The sequence below is a fragment of the Streptomyces buecherae genome (assembly GCF_014295035.1).
GTDB classification, from domain to species: Bacteria; Actinomycetota; Actinomycetes; order Streptomycetales; family Streptomycetaceae; genus Streptomyces; species Streptomyces youssoufiensis.
The window spans coordinates 2673691-2689297 of record NZ_CP060404.1 but is presented as its reverse complement, the minus strand read 5'-3'; the positions used below and the strand labels follow the sequence as shown (position 1 = coordinate 2689297).

Genomic DNA, 15607 nt, shown 5'->3' with positions numbered 1-15607 from the left:
CTATCGGCCGCGCGGGCGGTTCGCGGCCGGCGGCGTGCCGGGCGCGGCGCCGGCCGCCGGCCCGGCCGGCCGCGCGGCGGCGCGGGGCGGGGCCGCCGGCGGGGTGCTCGCGGGGCCCCGGCCGTCCGTGGCCGGAGCGCCCCCGGCGGCAGCGGGGTCGCGCGCCGCTGCGGTGCCGGGGGCGCCGTATGCGCCGTACGTCTCAAGCCGCTGGAGCGCGGCGAGTTGGTCGGCGGTCAGGGACGCCAGGAGGCGTTCGACGGTGGCGAGTCGGGCGCGCACGAGGTCGCGCTGGCGCTTGTGCCGGTCGGCCAGTGTCTGCCTGCGGTCCAGCGCCCGGCGGGCGCGAGTGGCGTAGTAGTCCGTGGTGATCTCGGCGTCGGCGAGCCGGGCCGCGACGGCTGCCGTGCGGCCGGCCGCGCGGCGCAGCTCGTGCTCCTCGTCCAGCACCCGGCCCGGGTTGTCGCTGAGCAGCAGCCGGACGGCCGGCGAGAAGCCGAGGCTGTACCGGTACTGCTGTCGGGCCAGCCGCCCGGCGCTCTCGCGGGCGGCGGCGAGGCCGGTACGGGCCTCGGCGAGCCGCGCCATCAGCCGCTGGGTGGTGCGCCGTTGGCGGTTGAGCTGGCGCTCGATGGCCCGGTAGCGCGCGCTGGCCTCGTCGGTCGCCCGGTAGTGCGTCTTGAGCTGGGCCAGCAGCACGCTCACCGGCACGCCCCCGGGCGCGGCCGTGCGTGCCGGCGCACGCCGGGGGCCGGCGAGGGGGCCCGGCGTGCGCGGGGGTTCGGTGGTGCGGTCGGGCCCGTGGTGGGGCGCGGGGGGCGGGGGCGGCGCGCCGACGGCGTCCGGCGCGGGCAGCGCGAGCCCGGCGCTCGCGGCCAGTGCGAGGGCGCACGCGCCCCGTACGTGGCGTTGCGGCACGACTCACCTCCACGGCCTCGACGGTCCCGGGCCGGTGGCCCGGTCTTCGGATCGTGACACGGTTAGTCGTATAAACCGGATATTTGCGGAGGGTGGGTCCGCCCGGTCACCTGCTCGGCGTACCGGGCGCGCCTGTGCGGCGGGTCGGCGGGTGCGGGCCCGGCCGGGGGCCGCGCCGGCGACGCGGTGGGGGCCGTCGTCGGCGGCGCGGCCGGGGCGAGGCGCCTGGTGGCTGGCGCGGCGGTCGGCGTCCCGCCGCTCACCGACGCCGGGGTGCTCTCGCCCCGCGGGCTGGCTAGCGGCGCCCGTAGTAGGCGTCGAAGTTCTTCGAGAACTCCCGCTTGTTGAAGTTGTCCCAGTTGATGGACCAGGTCATCAGGCCGCGCAGGGCGGGCCAGGTGCCGTGGGTCTGGTAGCTGCCGCAGTCCGTCTTCTTGGTGAGGCAGTTCAGTGCCTTGGTGACCTCGCCGGGCGCGGTGTGCCCGTTGCCCGCGTGGGTGCTCGCCGGCAGGCCGATGGCGACCTGGGAGGGCTTGAGCGCGGGGAAGACGTTGTTCTTGTTGCCGGCCACGGGGAAGCCGGTGAGCAGCATGTCCGTCATCGCGATGTGGAAGTCGGCGCCACCCATGAAGTGGTACTGGTTGTCCAGGCCCATGATCGGGCCCGAGTTGTAGTCCTGTACGTGCAGCAGCGTCAGGTCGTCCCGCAGCGCGTGGATGACCGGCAGGTACGCCCCGGCGCGCGGGTCCTGGCCGCCCCAGGGGCCGGAGCCGTAGAACTGGTAGCCGAGCTGCACGAAGAACGTCTCCGGCGCCATGGTGAGCGTGAAGTCCGGCCCGTACTTGGCCTTCAGGGTCTTGACCGCCGAGATCAGGTTCACGATGGCGGGGGTCTTCGGGTTCTTGAAGTCGGTGTCGCCGGTGTTCAGCGACAGCGAGTGACCCTCGAAGTCGATGTCGAGGCCGTCGAGTCCGTAGCGGTCGATGATGGCGCCCACCGAGGAGACGAACTTGTCGCGGGCGCCGGTCGACTCCAGGCGGACCTGGCCGTTCTGGCCGCCGATGGAGATGAGCACCTTCTTGCCGGCGGCCTGCTTCGCCTTGATGGCGGCCTTGAACTCGTCCTCGGTCTCGACGTTCGGGCACTCGCTCTTGGGGCAGAGGCTGAACCGGATGTCGCCGGAGGTGGTGGAGGTCGGCTCGCCGAAGGCCAGGTCGATGATGTCCCAACTGTCGGGGACGTCGGCCATCCGGGTGTAGCCGGAGCCGTTGGCGAAGCTGGCGTGCAGGTAGCCGACCAGGGCGTGTTCCGGGAGCGCGGTCGGCGCGGGGGCGGGCGCGGGCGCCGGTGCCGGCCGCGCCGTGGCGGCTGGGGCGGGGGCGGCCGTCGCCGGGGACGGGACGGTGAGCGCGGTGGCGGCGACGGCGCTCGCCGCGGCGAGCAGTACGCCGAGCGATCTCCCGCGGCTGCGCGGACGGGGACGGGGGTGCGAGCGCATGGGGGCTCCTTGGGGGCTTCGACAGCGGTACGGGTGGGGCGTACGGGGTCGAGGCGGAGAGGCGCTTCCGTGGGGTGGGGGACGGCCAGGGAGGCGCGGAAGCGGCTCTCTCCGCGCAAGCAGCAAACAAGGACTAGACCAGAAGTGTCAATGGTCCGGACCAAAACTGAAGCGCGGGTGCGGCCCCCGGACCCGCTGGTCCCGGGGCGTGCGACTGGGCCACGGCGCCGTCAGACGGCCGCCCGCACCGCCGCGTGGGCGGCGGCGGTGCGGGCGGCTGCGGTGCGGGCGGCCGGTGGGACGTGCCGGGGGGCGCGGCGGCCCCGGGTGGTGCGGCGGGTCAGCGGTTCGGGCGGGACCAGGGCCACTTGAGGCCCTCGCGCGGCCTGCCCTCCGGGGCGTACTCGTACTGCCAGCCGCGGGGCACGCCGAGGCGGCGGGAGAGGGCGACGGGGACGCGGACGTAGACGTACACCGTCGGCGGGGTGCCGTCGTCGTTGGGGACCGGCACCTCGTACGTCTTGGGTGGCTGCCCGGTCGCGCCGGTCAGCACCGGCAGTACGCGACCGTCCAGCGGCCCGCCGACGAAGGGCGTCTCTACGCTTCTCACGCTCCCCAGTGTCACACCGATGGCGCCGCCCGCAGCCGTGGCAGTGTGCTGGCCGCAGGCGCTCGCGGGCGGCCGGCGCGGGGTGGAGGCCCTGCTCAGAGCAGGTGCGCGGCGTCGTCGACCAGGGGCAGGATGCGGCGGGTCAGATCGGCGACGGCGCCCTGCGAACCCTCCAGCGCGAGGGTCGCCCGCGCCACCCGCGCGGTCTCCTCGTCGCGCGCGGCGGTCGCCGTGAGCAGCGCCACGAAGTGGTCCACCAGCCAGGTGCGCAGCTCGTCCAGCGGCGGCTGCTTCCCCTCGTCCAGCCAGATCAGCGACGCCGCCTCCACCGCGGTGATCCACACCCGCACCATCATCCGCAGCCGCGGGCCGGGCTCGGGCGTGCCGAGGTGGATGAGGATCTGCTCGGCGGCGGCGCGGCGCACGCCGTCCACGATGGCGTCGGTCCGGGAGGTCTCGGCGACGCTGCCGCCCTGGAGCAGCGCGGAGAACCCCGCGTCGTGCTCGTCCACGAAGGCGAGGTAGCGGGTCAGGACCCGGCTCAGCCGCTGGGTGGGCGGCCCGGTCTGCGGCTCGGTGAAGCAGCCCCGCAACTGCTCGGCCGCGCTGCCGATGGCCGCCTCGTACAACTGCTGCTTGCCGCCGGGGAAGTAGCGGTAGACCAGGGGCCGGGAGGCGCCGGCCGCCGCGGCGACGTCGTCCAACGAGACGTCCTCCGGCGGGCGGTGGGCGAAGAGTCCGAGCGCCGCGGCGAGCAGTTCGGCGCGGCGCTCCTCGACGCTGAGCCTGCGGTAGGCGCCGCGGGGCGCGGGCCGGGTCGTGGCCGCGGGGGCGCTCCCGCCGCTGGTCATGAAGGGCTGCCTCTCATACGAGCAGCCTATCCGGCGGGTGCGGCGACGGGTCGGGGCCTACGGGAGGCCCCGCGACCGGCCACCCGCGCGAGGTGGCCGGTGCCCCGCCGGTGGGGGCGGCGTCAGGCCAGCAGCCCGCTGCTCTGCCACAGCTTGCGGCCCACGCCGCGCAGCACGCCGATGTCGTCCAGGAAGTCCGTCAGCCGCTTCGCGCCGGTCTGCATCACCTCGCGGCGGTGGCCGCTGGCCTTGACCTGGGCCACGGCCTCCCGGCGGTCGAGCCCGACGTCCGAGTAGACCTTCGGGTTGATGAAGGCGACGGAGAAGATACGGGCGAACTCGCCGGAGACCAGCCGGGTGTACTCGGCCTCCCAGCGCGGCGCGGTCACCATCTGGCGGCGCAGCTCCTCGCGCGCGTAGCGCACGTGGCGGGCCTCCTCCACGACGTGGATGCGGGTGACGCCGCGCACCAGCGGCTGGATGCGCTCGTCCGGGAAGGTGAGCCGCTGCATCCAGTCGAGTATCTCCTCGCCCAGCAGGGTGGCGGTGAACGAACCCGGCGTGGTGGAGATGGTCTTGAAGAGGCGGCCGAGGTTGTGGTGCAGCCGCGTGACCGGGTACGCGGGAACGTCCGACTTCTGGATGAGCCGCGCGAACATCATCGAGTGCCGGCACTCGTCGGCGATCTCGGTCAGCGCGTACCGCACGTGCGCGCTGGTGGTCGGGCGGTCGTAGATGTGCCGGATCAGGAGCTGCATCAGGATGATCTCGAACCAGATGCCGAGCGAGGCCAGGGCCGCCGACTCGTGGCGGGAGAGCTGTATTCGCTGCTCCTCCGACATCCGCTGCCACATCGGGGTGTCGTAGAGCGAGACCAGCTCCGGCGGCCAGAACCACTTGCCCTCCTCGAAGGGCGCGTCCCAGTCCAACTCCTTGTCCGGGTCGAAGGAGTGCTTGGCGGAGGAGTCGAGGAGGCGCTCGGCCACCTGCTCGCGGTCCTTGAGCAGTCCGAGGGCGTCCCGGAGCATCTCGATCTCGTTCATCGTCGCAGTCATGGCTGAGGACACCTCGCTGATGGGTTACCCGCGGTCACGCTCTTATGAGACTGCGTGTCAGCAAGGCAGTCAATCCCTTGGGCGCAACTTGTTGACCGTGCGGTAACAACTGGGCGGGGCCCGCCTTCGCGCTGGTCCGGGTTCCGCGGCTCGGGTGCGTCACGCCCGGTGGGGGAGCCGGCGGCGGCCTCGCGTACGCTCCCCGCGTGCTGGTCGCCCGCCCGTGGCCGGGCCGAGCGTCCCGGTGTCCGCGAGCGCTCGGGCCAGCCGTACCCGAGCCCCTCGCCCCACCGGAGTGCCGCCGTGACCAGTGATCCCCTCGTGCCGCCCGACTGGAGCCAGCGGATCGCCCCGCCGATGACCGGGGGTGAACGCGAGACGCTCCGCGCCTACCTCGACTTCCACCGCGCCACGCTCGCCATGAAGTGCGCGGGCCTGACCGAGGAGGAGTTGCGCGAGCGCTCCATGCCGCCGTCCACGCTGTCCCTGCTCGGCCTGGTGCGGCACATGGCCGAGGTGGAGCGCACCTGGTTCCGACGGGTGATAGCCGGCGAGGACGTCCCGCTCGTCTGGTCCGCCGATGGCGACTACCAGGAGGCGTACGTCGCGCGTTCGGCCTCCGCGCCGGAGGCGTTCGCCGCGTGGCGCGCCGAGGTCGAGCACGCCCGGCGCGTCGAGCGGGCGGCCCCGTCCCTGGAGGTGACCGGCCACCAACCCCGCTGGGGCACGGACGTGTCGCTGCGCCTGGTCATGCTCCACGTGATCCACGAGTACGCCCGGCACAACGGGCACGCCGACTTCCTGCGCGAGGGCGTCGACGGCACCGTGGGGGCCTGACGTCCGCGCCCCGCCACCACCGCGACCGCCGCGACCCGGGGGGATCGAGTCGCGGCGGCGGTGGGGCGGGGCGCGGCGGCAGGTGAAGGCGACTGTCAGACGGCCTTGACCTGCCCGTCGTCCACCCGGACGTCGGCCCCGGCGATGCTGGCCGCCTGGCCGGAGAGCAGGAAGGCGACGAGCGAGCCGATGTGGGCCGGCTCCGCGATGTGCCCGGTCGTCAGCCCGAAGCGCTGCGGCAGGTGGGCCACCAACTCGTCCTGCGGGACGCCGAACGCCGCGGCCAGGATGGCCGCCGGGCCGTCCGGGTCGGACCAGCGCTCGATGTTGATCGGACCGGGCGAGACGGTCAGGGCCCGCACGCCCTGCGGTCCGAACTCCTCGTTCAGCGCCTTGGTCAGCGCGTTCAGCGCCGCCTTGGCCGCCCCGTAGTCCACCGTCGTGGCCGCCGGGACGCGGGCCGCCGTCGAGGAGATGTTGACGATGGCGCCGCCCTGGCGCAGCAGGTGCGGCAGGGCGGCCCGGGTGACGCGCACGGCGCTGGTGAAGTTGAGGTCCAGCGTCCGCTGCCATTCGGCGTCGTCCAGGGCGAGGAAGCCGCCCGAGTTGTAGGTGTCCTTGCCGCCCACGTTGTTGATGAGGAAGTCGAGGCCGTCGAGCGTGTCCGCGGCCTCCGCGACCAGGTCGCGTGGCCCGTCGGGCGCGGTGACGTCGCACGCGATCGGCACGGCGCCGGAATCCTTCAGCGCGGGCGTGAGGGTGCGCGCGCAGCCGGCCACGCGCACGCCCTCCGCGAGCAGGGCCTTGGCGATGGCGAGACCGGTGCCGCGGCTGGCGCCGGTGACGAGAGCCTTCTTACCGGTGAGGTGGAGGTCCATAGCTTCTGGTGCACTTCCTCCGAAGTAGCCCGTGAGGGGTCTCGCGGGGTGAACAGTGGCGAAACGTACGTAAGTTACCCATGCCGGTCGGATGCCAAAGCGCGTCGCGCCTCCCGTACGCAGCGCGCCCTCGCCCCGCGCACCGGCGCGCACCCACACGCGCTCCCGCACCGCCCACACGCCGTTCCCACCGCCCCCGCCACCACCCGCGCCACCGCCTGGACGCCGTCGCCGAACACGACCGCCCCGGGCCGCCGTCCGCGCACCCCCGTCGGCCCGCGCGCGGTGCCGGCTGAGGGGCGTCGGGGCGTACGGGAGGGCGCTCGGCGGGCGGAACTGGCGTGCGTGGGGGAGGGGGGCGCCATTACGGTCGCGGCATGCGGGAACGACCCGATCTCGATGAGCGCACCCTGCGGCAGGCCCTCGACGCCTGGGAGTTGGGGGGCGCGCACCTCACCTACGCGCCCGTCGGCTTCGGCGACTACCACTGGATCGCCGAGACCGGCGCCGGCCGCCGCGCCTTCGTCACCGTCGCCGACCTCACGCACAAGGACCAGTGGGACGGCGGCGCGGACGCCGCCTTCGCCGGGTTGCGCGCGGCGATGGAGGCGGCCGTCGCGCTGCGCGCCCAGCCGGGGCGCGACTTCGTCGTGGCCCCGCTGCCCACCCGGGACGGCACCGCCGTCCGACGCCTTGGCCCCCGGTTCGCGGTCAGCGTCTTCCCGTACGAGAGCGGCGAGGCGGGCGCGTTCGGGCAGAAGTTGTCGGAGGCCGAGCGCGCTGCGCTGCTCGACCTGCTGGCGACCCTGCACCGCAGCGCGGTACCCGAACCCCTCGCCGAACTCTCGCCGGAGTCGCCCACGGGCGACGTGCTGCGGCGGGCGCTGGCCGAGTGCGGGCGCCCGTGGCGCGGTGGCCCGTTCGCGGAGCCGGCGCGGGAGGTGGTGGCCGACGCCGCCGCCGCGCTGCGCGAGCGGCTGGCCGCCCACGACGCGTTGGCCGCCGAGGTGGCCGGGCGGGGCGCGCGGCGCGTGGTCACCCACGGCGAGCCGCACCCGGGCAACGTGCTGCGGCGCGCCGGCGCGGGCCACGCGGGCGACCGGCCGCTGCTCGTGGACTGGGACACGGTGCGGCTCGCCCACCCCGAGCGGGACCTGTGGCTGGTGGCCACCGGCCCCGCCGACCTGGACCGGTACGCGCGGGCCAGCGGGCACACCCCGGACCCCGCCGCGCTGGCCCTGTACGCGCTGCGCTGGGACCTGCGGGACGTGTCCGAGTACCTGACCTGGTTCCGCGGGCCGCACGAGCGCACGTCGGACACCGAGGCCGGCTGGTCAGGTCTGCGCGAGACGGTGGCGCGGCTGACGCGCTGACCTGCCCCGCGCGCACGACCGCCACCCGCCGCGCGCTCCCCTCACCACCCCCACGCCCGTCAACCGCCTCGCCCCGGGGAGTGGCGCGCCGCGCCGCCCCGCCGTGGGCCCGCCCCGCGTGCCCCCTACGTGCCCCCAGCCGCCCCGGCCCCACCGGTTGCCGCGAGCGCCCGGTCGGGAAGGGCTGCAACAGGCCGCGGGCGGGGCAGTGACGCACCGCCGACGAGCCGGGTCGGCAGCGCGGAAAGGGGCGGCATGCGGGTCAGGAAGACGGGTTGGTACGACCGGGGCGAGGCGGGCCTGCCACCCTCGATGGCGCGACTCGCCCCCAGGGGGCCCTACGCGGACGGCTGGTTCCCACTCGCCAGCAGCGGCGAGTTGCGGCGGGGGCAGGTGCTGACCCGGCGCCTGATGGACGAGGACGTCGTGCTCTACCGGTCGGCCAGCGGGAGGGTCCGCGCGACCCTGGCCCACTGCCCGCACATGGGCGCCCACCTCGGCTACGGCGGCACCGTGTGCGGCGAGGACATCCGCTGCCCGTTCCACCACTTCCAGTTCGGCCCGGACGGGACGTGCGTGCGCACCGGCTACGGCACGCCGCCGCCCGCCAGGGCCCGGCTGGCCACCCTGGACTGCCGCGAGGTCGAGGGCCTGGTGTTCGTGTGGCGGCACGCGCTGGGCAAGCCGCCGCAGTGGGAACTCGACGTCCGCTCGGGCGAGGGGTTCTCCCGCCCGTACCCCACGGTCCGGGCGCTGGTGGAGTATCCGCAGGACGTCATCGAGAACATCGTGGACTACGGGCACTTCGGGCCGATCCACGGCATTCGGCACGAGGTGGTCGAGGAGCCCTGGTTCGACGGCCACCGGATGGGCACCACATACCGCTTCCACCCGGCCAAGGGCGCCGACGACGCCGCGCGGGTGTCCTCCGTCGCGCCCCTGGTCAAGGTGGTCGTGCAGGGCATCGGCGTCGGGTACACGGAGATCGAGGTGGCCCAGCTCGGCCTCCGGATGCGCACCCGGTTCGCCGTCACGCCCGTGGACGCGGCCCATGTCGACCTGCGCCTGACCACCAGCGCCCGCTGTACCCGGCTCGGCCCGCGCGGCGCGGCCGGGTTGCCGGCCGAACTCGCCGCCAGGACTCTGACCTGGCTGTTCTGGTTCGACACGCGCAAGGACTTCCCGATCTGGGAGCACCGCAGGTACGCCCAGCAGCCGCGGCTGGCCAAGGGAGACGGGCCGGTCGTCAAGTTCCGGCGCTGGTCGGAGCAGTTCTACAGCGTAGAGGGGAGCGCCGGCGCGCGGGCGGGGTCGGCCGACGCCGGCGACCCGCCGGCCGCCGAGGGGCCCACCGGATAGCGCGCGGCGTGGAGCGCGGCCGAGGCGTCCGGGCCGCCACCACACCACGCCGCCAGCGAGCGGCACGGCACGACACGGGCGCAGACGACGAGCGTGACGAGGGGTGCACCATGAGCAGGTGGAAACGGCGCGAGCGGGACACGGCCCACGCGCCATCGCCGAACGAACAACCCGGACTGCCGTACCCGGACGGCTGGTTCGCCGTGGCGACCAGCGGTGAGGTGCGCCCCGGCAAGGTGCTCACCCGACGGCTCAAGGGCGAGGACGTGGTCCTCTACCGCACCACGAGCGGTCGACTGAGCGTGGTGCGGCCGTTCTGCCCGCACCTGGGAGCCCATCTGGGCCACGGCGGAACGGTACGCGGCGACAACCTCGTCTGCCCCTTCCACCAGTTCCAGTTCGACCCGGAGGGGACTTGCGTCAAGACGGCCTACGGCACCCCGCCGCCCAAGGCCCGGCTGGCCACCCTGGACTTCCGCGAGGTCGACGACCTCGTCTTCGTCTGGTCCCACGCCGAGGGGAAGGCGCCCCAGTGGGAAGTCGAGGGCATCATGGGGGCGGGGTTCCGCACCCCTCGGTGCACCCGGTTCGCGCTGGCGGCCCACCCGCAGGACGTCGCCGAGAACTTCGTCGACTTCGGACACTTCGGCACGCTGCACAAGGTCAGCATGGCCCCGCTGGGAGACCAGGAGATCGACGGGCACCTGATGCGGTTCCAGTACCAGATCCGCCCCGGTGGCGAGCGCGCGGGCACCAAGCGTTACGCGACGTTGCCCGCGATCCACGTGACGCTGGAAGGCATCGGCAGCGTCCGGGTGGAGGCCGATGCCATGAAGTTCGGCTTCGAGCTGCGCGCCCGCATGTCCGTCACGCCCGTGGAGGCCGACCGGAGCGAGATGCGGGTCTCCGTCGCCCTGCGGCCGACGGGCACCGGCCGCCGGCCGGTCGCCTCGCTGGTGGCCGCCGTGGCACCGCGCGTCTTCGCCCCGGCCGCCGCGGTGGACATCCGCCGCGACGCCGCCATCTGGGCCCACAGCAGGTACCACGAACAGCCGCGACTCGCGCAGGGGGACGGCCCGATCATGCCGTTCCGGCGCTGGGCCCGGCAGTTCTACGGCGATCCGGGGCAGGCCCCGGCGCAGGCCGGCTGACGGGCCCGGGCGCGGGCCCGGCTCCGGCGTGCGCGGGAGCCGGGCCCGCGAAACGCGCTTTCCCGACCCGCGCCCCTCGCCCCAGAATGGGCGCATGATCAACAGGTTGGCGCGCCGGGACGAGCTGCCGGTGCTACGGGACATCGAGCGGGCGGCGGGGGAGTGCTTCCGGGCGATCGGCATGCCGGAGATCGCCGACGACGAACCGCCCTCGCTCCCCGAGCTCACCCACTACCAGCGGGCCGGCCGCTGCTGGGTCGTCGCGGACGACGGGGACTGGCCGGTCGCGTACGGGCTGACCGACCCCGTGGACGGGCGGCTGCACATCGAGCAGGTCTCGGTGCACCCGGACGCGGCCCGGCGGGGCGTCGGCCGCGGCCTCATCGACCACCTCGCCGAGCGCGCCGGGGCCGAGGGGCTGCCCGGGGTGACGCTCACGACCTTCGCGGACGTGCCGTGGAACGCCCCGTACTACGCGCGGCGCTGCGGGTTCCGGGTGCTGGCCGACGCCGAGGTGACGCCCGGGCTGCGGGAGATCCGGCGCCGGGAGGCGGAGATCGGCCTGGACCGCTGGCCCCGGGTGTGCATGCTGCGCGAGCGCTGACCACCCGGTGCTGGGCGGGCCGATCCGGGCCTCCGGGAGCCGTGGCGGTGGGGCCGGTCCGGGCCCGTGGAAGCCGTGGCGGTGGGGTCGGCCGGGCGTGCGGTCGGTTTATGTCCGGTCCGTGGAACTGATCGTATGGTCGATCGTTGCTATCCTCTGGAGGCTAAGCGTGGCTGTGGTGCGGACGTTCCACGGCGGTGAAGCCCTCACGGGGAGCGTGTAGGCCAGTGGACAAAGACGGTATGACGGTCGGCGTGACGGGCCGGGGGCCCGATCCGCGCGCGGAACGGAGCCGGGCCGCGGCGCTCGCCGCTGCCCAGGAACTACTGATCGAAGAGGGCTGGGCGGCGGTCACCCATGTTGCCGTCGCGGCCCGTAGCGGCGTCGGCCGCACCACCCTCTACCGGCACTGGCCCGACTCGGCGATGCTCATCCGCCAGTTGCTCGCCCAGTTGTTCCAGATCGATCACTCCTCCCGCACGGGTGACCTGCGCGAGGACCTGATCTGCGAGCTGCGGGCCTTCCAACTCCTGCTGGAGAACCCGACCGGCGACCGCGCGCTGCGCGTGATCATCGACCAGGCGTCGATCGACGCGGAGTACGCCGAGGTGCTTGAGCAGTGCCGGCACAAGGGTGCCGAGGTGCTGACGGCGATCATCGAGCACGGCCGCGAGCAGGGCGACCTGCCGGCGCGGCTCGGCACGGAGGAGGCCATCGGGCTGCTGCTCGGGCCCATGTTCTTCCGCCGGCTGGTCGCCAACAGCGGCTTCGAGCGCGACTACGTGACCGAGCTGGTCGACGGCTTCCTGCGGGCGTACGCGGTGGAGGTGCCGCCGGAGTCGCAGCGCGAGCTGACCCCCGAGCGGCGGGCCGAGCCCGTGGCGGGCGCCGCGTACTGATCCGCGAGCGGCGGTGGCCCGGCCCGGGCCGAACCGGGCTCGGCCGCCCCGCGTCGGCTCCGCGCGCGGCCGGTCCGCCGGCGGCACGGGGCCGTCGCGCGGTGCGTCCCCCCGGTCGCGCTCAGCGCTCAATTCGCGCCGCGATAGGGGTTTGACCAGGCCCAAAAAGCCCTCGCGAGGGCCGGCGAGGTAGGCGCCCAGTAGGGGTCTGGTGCAAACTGCTCCACATTAGTCAGTTCAGCGTGGAGCGTGATGCATGGCGAAGACGGACGGCGCGGCGGTCGGTGTGACGCACCGGGGGCCCGATCCGCGTGCGGAGCGCAGCCGGGCCGCGGCGCTCACGGCGGCGCAGCAACTGCTGATCGAGGACGGTTGGGCCGCGGTGACGCACGTCGCCGTGGCGGCGCGCAGCGGAGTCGGCCGGACGACGCTTTACCGGCATTGGCCGGAGTCGGCCATGTTGATCCGCGACGTGCTCGCCCGCTCCTTCGAGGTCGAACATTGCGCACCGACGGGCAACTTGCGGGCCGATTTGATCTCTGAATTGCAGGCGTTTCGCAGCATGCTGCTCGATTCTGTGGCCGAGCGTGCGCTGCGAGTGATGATCGAGCGGGCCGCCGCCGACCGGGCCAGCGCCATCATCCTGGAAGATTGCCACCGCAAAGGTACGGAACTCATACGGGAAATTGTCGAGGCGGCGAAGGTTCGGGGCGAGCTGTCGCCGGACCTCCCCACGGACGCCGCGATCGACAAGCTGGCCGGCCCGATGCTCTTCAAGAGGCTGTTTTTCAACGGAACGTTCGATGACGGCTATGTAACCGATCTCGCGGACCGCTTCCTCGCCACCTACGCGCTTCCGCAGGTCCGGGGCACGGACTGACCTCGCGCGCCCGGGTCCGGGCGCGACGCACAAGCAAAGCCCGCTATGCTCGACGGCCAGATGTTTCAGTGAGACTCCAGCGGCGCTCTATTCGTGCCGCAGACCCTGGTGAAGTCTGCTCTATGAAACATCTTGTACCGCGCACGGGGGAGAGCGAACGGAGGCGCTCATCGGGGGGTCTGGCGAGCCCAGTGTCACAGGACTGATGAGTGTGCTCGTGTTGCTGCCCTTGGCCGGAGGCGACGTGGCCTGAAGTCATGGCGGGAGTGATTTCGTGAACCAGCTCATGGATAGCGGTGTCTGCGAGGCAATTCCCATATTGTCCGTAACGAACCGTGAGAAAATGCACCAACCCCGTTCTGCCCGTTTATTCGGAAGGGAAGGGGAAATCGCCGAACTCTGCGGAATGCTGCACGATCCCGGAATCCGGCTACTGACCATCACCGGACCCGCCGGCGTGGGGAAGAGCGCACTGGCGAACGCCGTGCTCGCCACGTCGGTGCCCTATGCCGCCGACGGCATCATCAAGGCCGACCTGGCGTCGACGGGCAGCCGCACCATCGCCTGGCGGCAGGTGGCGGCGGCGCTCGGCATCGGCGGCGACGCGGCGGCGCTCGCCCTCCCGGAGCTGGTCGGCTCCGAGATCGGCGATCGCGAGCTGCTGCTCGTCCTGGACAACTGCGACCTCGTGGCACCGCTGCTGTCCACCGACATAGCCGCGCTGCTGCGTGGTTGCCCGGCGCTACGCGTATTGCTGACCAGTCGCATCTCCCTTGAGGTGTACGCCGAGCACCTGTTCCCCGTGGCGCCCTTCCCCGTGGGCTCCGGTGGGCAGACTCCGTACAGCTCGGTGGCGGTGCAACTGTTCATCGACCGGGTGCGGGCGCATTACCGCAGCGACGTGTTGCACGGCGGCGAACTGCACAACATCGCCGAGATCTGCGAACTCCTCGACGGCGTGCCGCTGGCCATCGAGGTGACCGCGCGGGCCGTGGGCACGCTCAGCCCACGGGCGCTGCTCGAACAACTGCGGCGCGGTGCCCACCCCTACAACAGCCGTCTCCTCGACGTGCCGACCCGTCACCAGTCGGTACCCGGGGCGCTGTCCTGGGGCGACCAGGCGCTCTCCGCCGAGGAGCGGGCGCTGCTCCAGCGGCTCGCGGTGTGCGAGACCTCCATCGACCTGCCCACCGCGCAGCGACTGGGCAACCTGTCGCTGATGCAGGCGGCGCGCAGGTTGGATTCGCTGGTGCACAAGAGCCTGTTGGTGAGCGCGAAGCGGGAGGGGGGCGAGCCGGAGTTCCGGATGCTCACCGCGACCCGTAACTACTACCGCAAGCGGCTCGCGCAGGACCCCGAGGAACAGGCCGAGGCGCGGAACCGGCACGCCGAGCACTACGCGAAGTTCGCCGTCGCCGCCGAACGCGGGCTGCGCATCGCGGAGGAGCGGGCCCACTGGCTCGCGCTCGCGCAGACCCGGCTGGCCGACATCCGCACCGCGATCCGGCGGCTCCAGGCCAAGGGGGAGCACGCCACCGCGGTCCGTACCCTGCTCGCCCTCGAAGAGGCGTGGGTCGTGCACAACGTGCTCCGCGAGTCCGCGGGGATACTGTCCCGCTCCGTCACCGCCCTGGAGGCGGCCGACGTACGGGACGCGCGGGACGCGGCGCTGCTGGCCGACGCGTTGGAGACGGCGGGTCGGTGGGCGATGGCGGGCGAGGAGTTGCAGTGCGCCCGGGCGTTGCTGACCCGGGCCGCCGAGCTCTATCGCGGCACGGGGGATCCCGGCGGGCGGGCCCGCGTGGCCACGCTGCAGGGGGAGTTGCTGCGGCGCGCGGGGGACGCGGACGCGGCCGAGCGGCAGGCCGAGTTCGCCGTGGCCGAGCTGGACGCGATCGGCGACGTCAGGAACGCGGCCACCGCACGGCGGTTGCTGTCCCTGGTACGCGCCGGGAGCGGCAAGCCGGACGCGGAGGCCCCGCTGGTGCGGGCCCTGGAGGAGCTGCGGTCCCTGGAGGAGCCGTACGCCCGGGCCGTCGCGCTGATCCACCTGGCCCGGGTGCGGCTGGCCACCGGCCGGTCGACGGAGGCGTACACCACGGTCCGCGAGGCCATGGAGATCCTCACCCGGTACGTCGGCGGCCCGGCCGATGTGGTGCTCGCGCTGGAGACAGCGGCTCGCTCGGCGCCGAGCGGAGGCGGCACGGAGCGAGCGCACGTCCTACGGTTGTTGGGGCTGGCCAAGGCACTGCGGGAGCAGCACGAGCTGCCGCCGAGCGTGGACGGGGCCGCGTTGCGGTCGCTGTCCGACCAGTTGCGGGAGGCCACGGGGGACGCGGCCGACGGTGACAGCGGTCGGACCGCCACCGCGGTGGACACGCCCACGCTCTACTCGGCGCTGGCCACCGCGCTGTCGGCACCGGTACCCAAGCCCGTCGCGGGCCCGGGGACCGATGCCAGGCTGGCCGGGCTCACCCCCCGGCAGCACCAGATCGCGGAGCTGGTCGCCGAGGGCATGACCAACCGCCAGATCGCCCGCTCGCTCGAACTGTCGGAGTGGACGGTCGTCAACCATCTGCGCCAGGTGATGAACAAGCTGGAGTGCCCCTCCCGCGTGCACGTCACCCGCATCGTGCAGCAGACGGCGGCGGGATAGCACCACGCACCACCCTGCCGGGCCCGGCGCACCCGACG

Annotated in this window: 13 protein-coding genes and 1 pseudogene; 8 read left to right on the top strand and 6 right to left on the bottom strand. The window is 73.6% G+C overall.

The features are described 5' to 3' along the window. The 5 genes and pseudogenes from H7H31_RS09780 to H7H31_RS09760 all read right to left on the bottom strand — a co-directional run bounded on the left by H7H31_RS09780 (position 1) and on the right by H7H31_RS09760 (position 4932). Entirely contained in the window at positions 1 to 918 is a 918-nt protein-coding gene (locus tag H7H31_RS09780) for a coiled-coil domain-containing protein (RefSeq protein ID WP_187063329.1), read from the bottom strand. Between the two features lie 295 nt (positions 919 to 1213). Further along, a pseudogene (locus H7H31_RS09775) lies at positions 1214 to 2233 on the bottom strand (chitinase); the annotation flags it as partial. A gap of 523 nt (positions 2234 to 2756) precedes the next feature. After that, complete coding sequence (locus H7H31_RS09770; RefSeq protein ID WP_187060167.1) at positions 2757 to 3026, bottom strand: hypothetical protein; 270 nt, start codon at positions 3024 to 3026, stop codon at positions 2757 to 2759. Between the two features lie 95 nt (positions 3027 to 3121). After that, positions 3122 to 3877, bottom strand: coding sequence for a TetR/AcrR family transcriptional regulator (locus H7H31_RS09765; RefSeq protein ID WP_187060166.1), 756 nt, complete (start codon positions 3875 to 3877; stop codon positions 3122 to 3124). Positions 3878 to 3999: 122 nt separating this feature from the next. Then, on the bottom strand, positions 4000 to 4932 hold the full coding sequence (locus H7H31_RS09760; RefSeq protein WP_187060165.1) for an AurF N-oxygenase family protein: 933 nt from the start codon (positions 4930 to 4932) through the stop codon (positions 4000 to 4002). A gap of 357 nt (positions 4933 to 5289) precedes the next feature. Here H7H31_RS09760 and H7H31_RS09755 point away from each other — a divergent pair, with 357 nt between their 5' ends. Beyond that, positions 5290 to 5769 (top strand): DinB family protein, encoded by a 480-nt coding sequence (locus tag H7H31_RS09755; protein ID WP_187060168.1) that lies wholly within the window; start codon positions 5290 to 5292, stop codon positions 5767 to 5769. Positions 5770 to 5864: 95 nt separating this feature from the next. Here H7H31_RS09755 and H7H31_RS09750 read toward each other — a convergent pair whose 3' ends face one another. Next, complete coding sequence (locus tag H7H31_RS09750) at positions 5865 to 6647, bottom strand: SDR family NAD(P)-dependent oxidoreductase (RefSeq protein WP_187060164.1); 783 nt, start codon at positions 6645 to 6647, stop codon at positions 5865 to 5867. Positions 6648 to 7024: 377 nt separating this feature from the next. Here H7H31_RS09750 and H7H31_RS09745 point away from each other — a divergent pair, with 377 nt between their 5' ends. From H7H31_RS09745 to H7H31_RS09715, 7 genes are all read left to right on the top strand, one after another. After that, a complete protein-coding gene (locus tag H7H31_RS09745; RefSeq protein WP_187059550.1) occupies positions 7025 to 8020 on the top strand; it encodes a phosphotransferase in 996 nt (331 codons plus the stop codon). 255 nt (positions 8021 to 8275) lie between these two features. Continuing rightward, a complete protein-coding gene (locus tag H7H31_RS09740; protein WP_187062867.1) occupies positions 8276 to 9379 on the top strand; it encodes a Rieske 2Fe-2S domain-containing protein in 1104 nt (367 codons plus the stop codon). Positions 9380 to 9489: 110 nt separating this feature from the next. Then, a complete protein-coding gene (locus H7H31_RS09735) occupies positions 9490 to 10530 on the top strand; it encodes a Rieske 2Fe-2S domain-containing protein (protein ID WP_187062866.1) in 1041 nt (346 codons plus the stop codon). A gap of 94 nt (positions 10531 to 10624) precedes the next feature. Beyond that, positions 10625 to 11134, top strand: a complete 510-nt coding sequence (locus H7H31_RS09730) for a GNAT family N-acetyltransferase (RefSeq protein WP_187062865.1) — start codon at positions 10625 to 10627, stop codon at positions 11132 to 11134. Positions 11135 to 11376: 242 nt separating this feature from the next. Further along, positions 11377 to 12033 (top strand): TetR-like C-terminal domain-containing protein, encoded by a 657-nt coding sequence (locus tag H7H31_RS09725; RefSeq protein WP_176164072.1) that lies wholly within the window; start codon positions 11377 to 11379, stop codon positions 12031 to 12033. A gap of 256 nt (positions 12034 to 12289) precedes the next feature. Beyond that, complete coding sequence (locus tag H7H31_RS09720; RefSeq protein WP_187062864.1) at positions 12290 to 12913, top strand: TetR-like C-terminal domain-containing protein; 624 nt, start codon at positions 12290 to 12292, stop codon at positions 12911 to 12913. A 406-nt stretch (positions 12914 to 13319) separates the two neighbouring features. Further along, positions 13320 to 15569 (top strand): LuxR C-terminal-related transcriptional regulator, encoded by a 2250-nt coding sequence (locus H7H31_RS09715; RefSeq protein WP_187062863.1) that lies wholly within the window; start codon positions 13320 to 13322, stop codon positions 15567 to 15569. Positions 15570 to 15607: the final 38 nt, after the last annotated feature.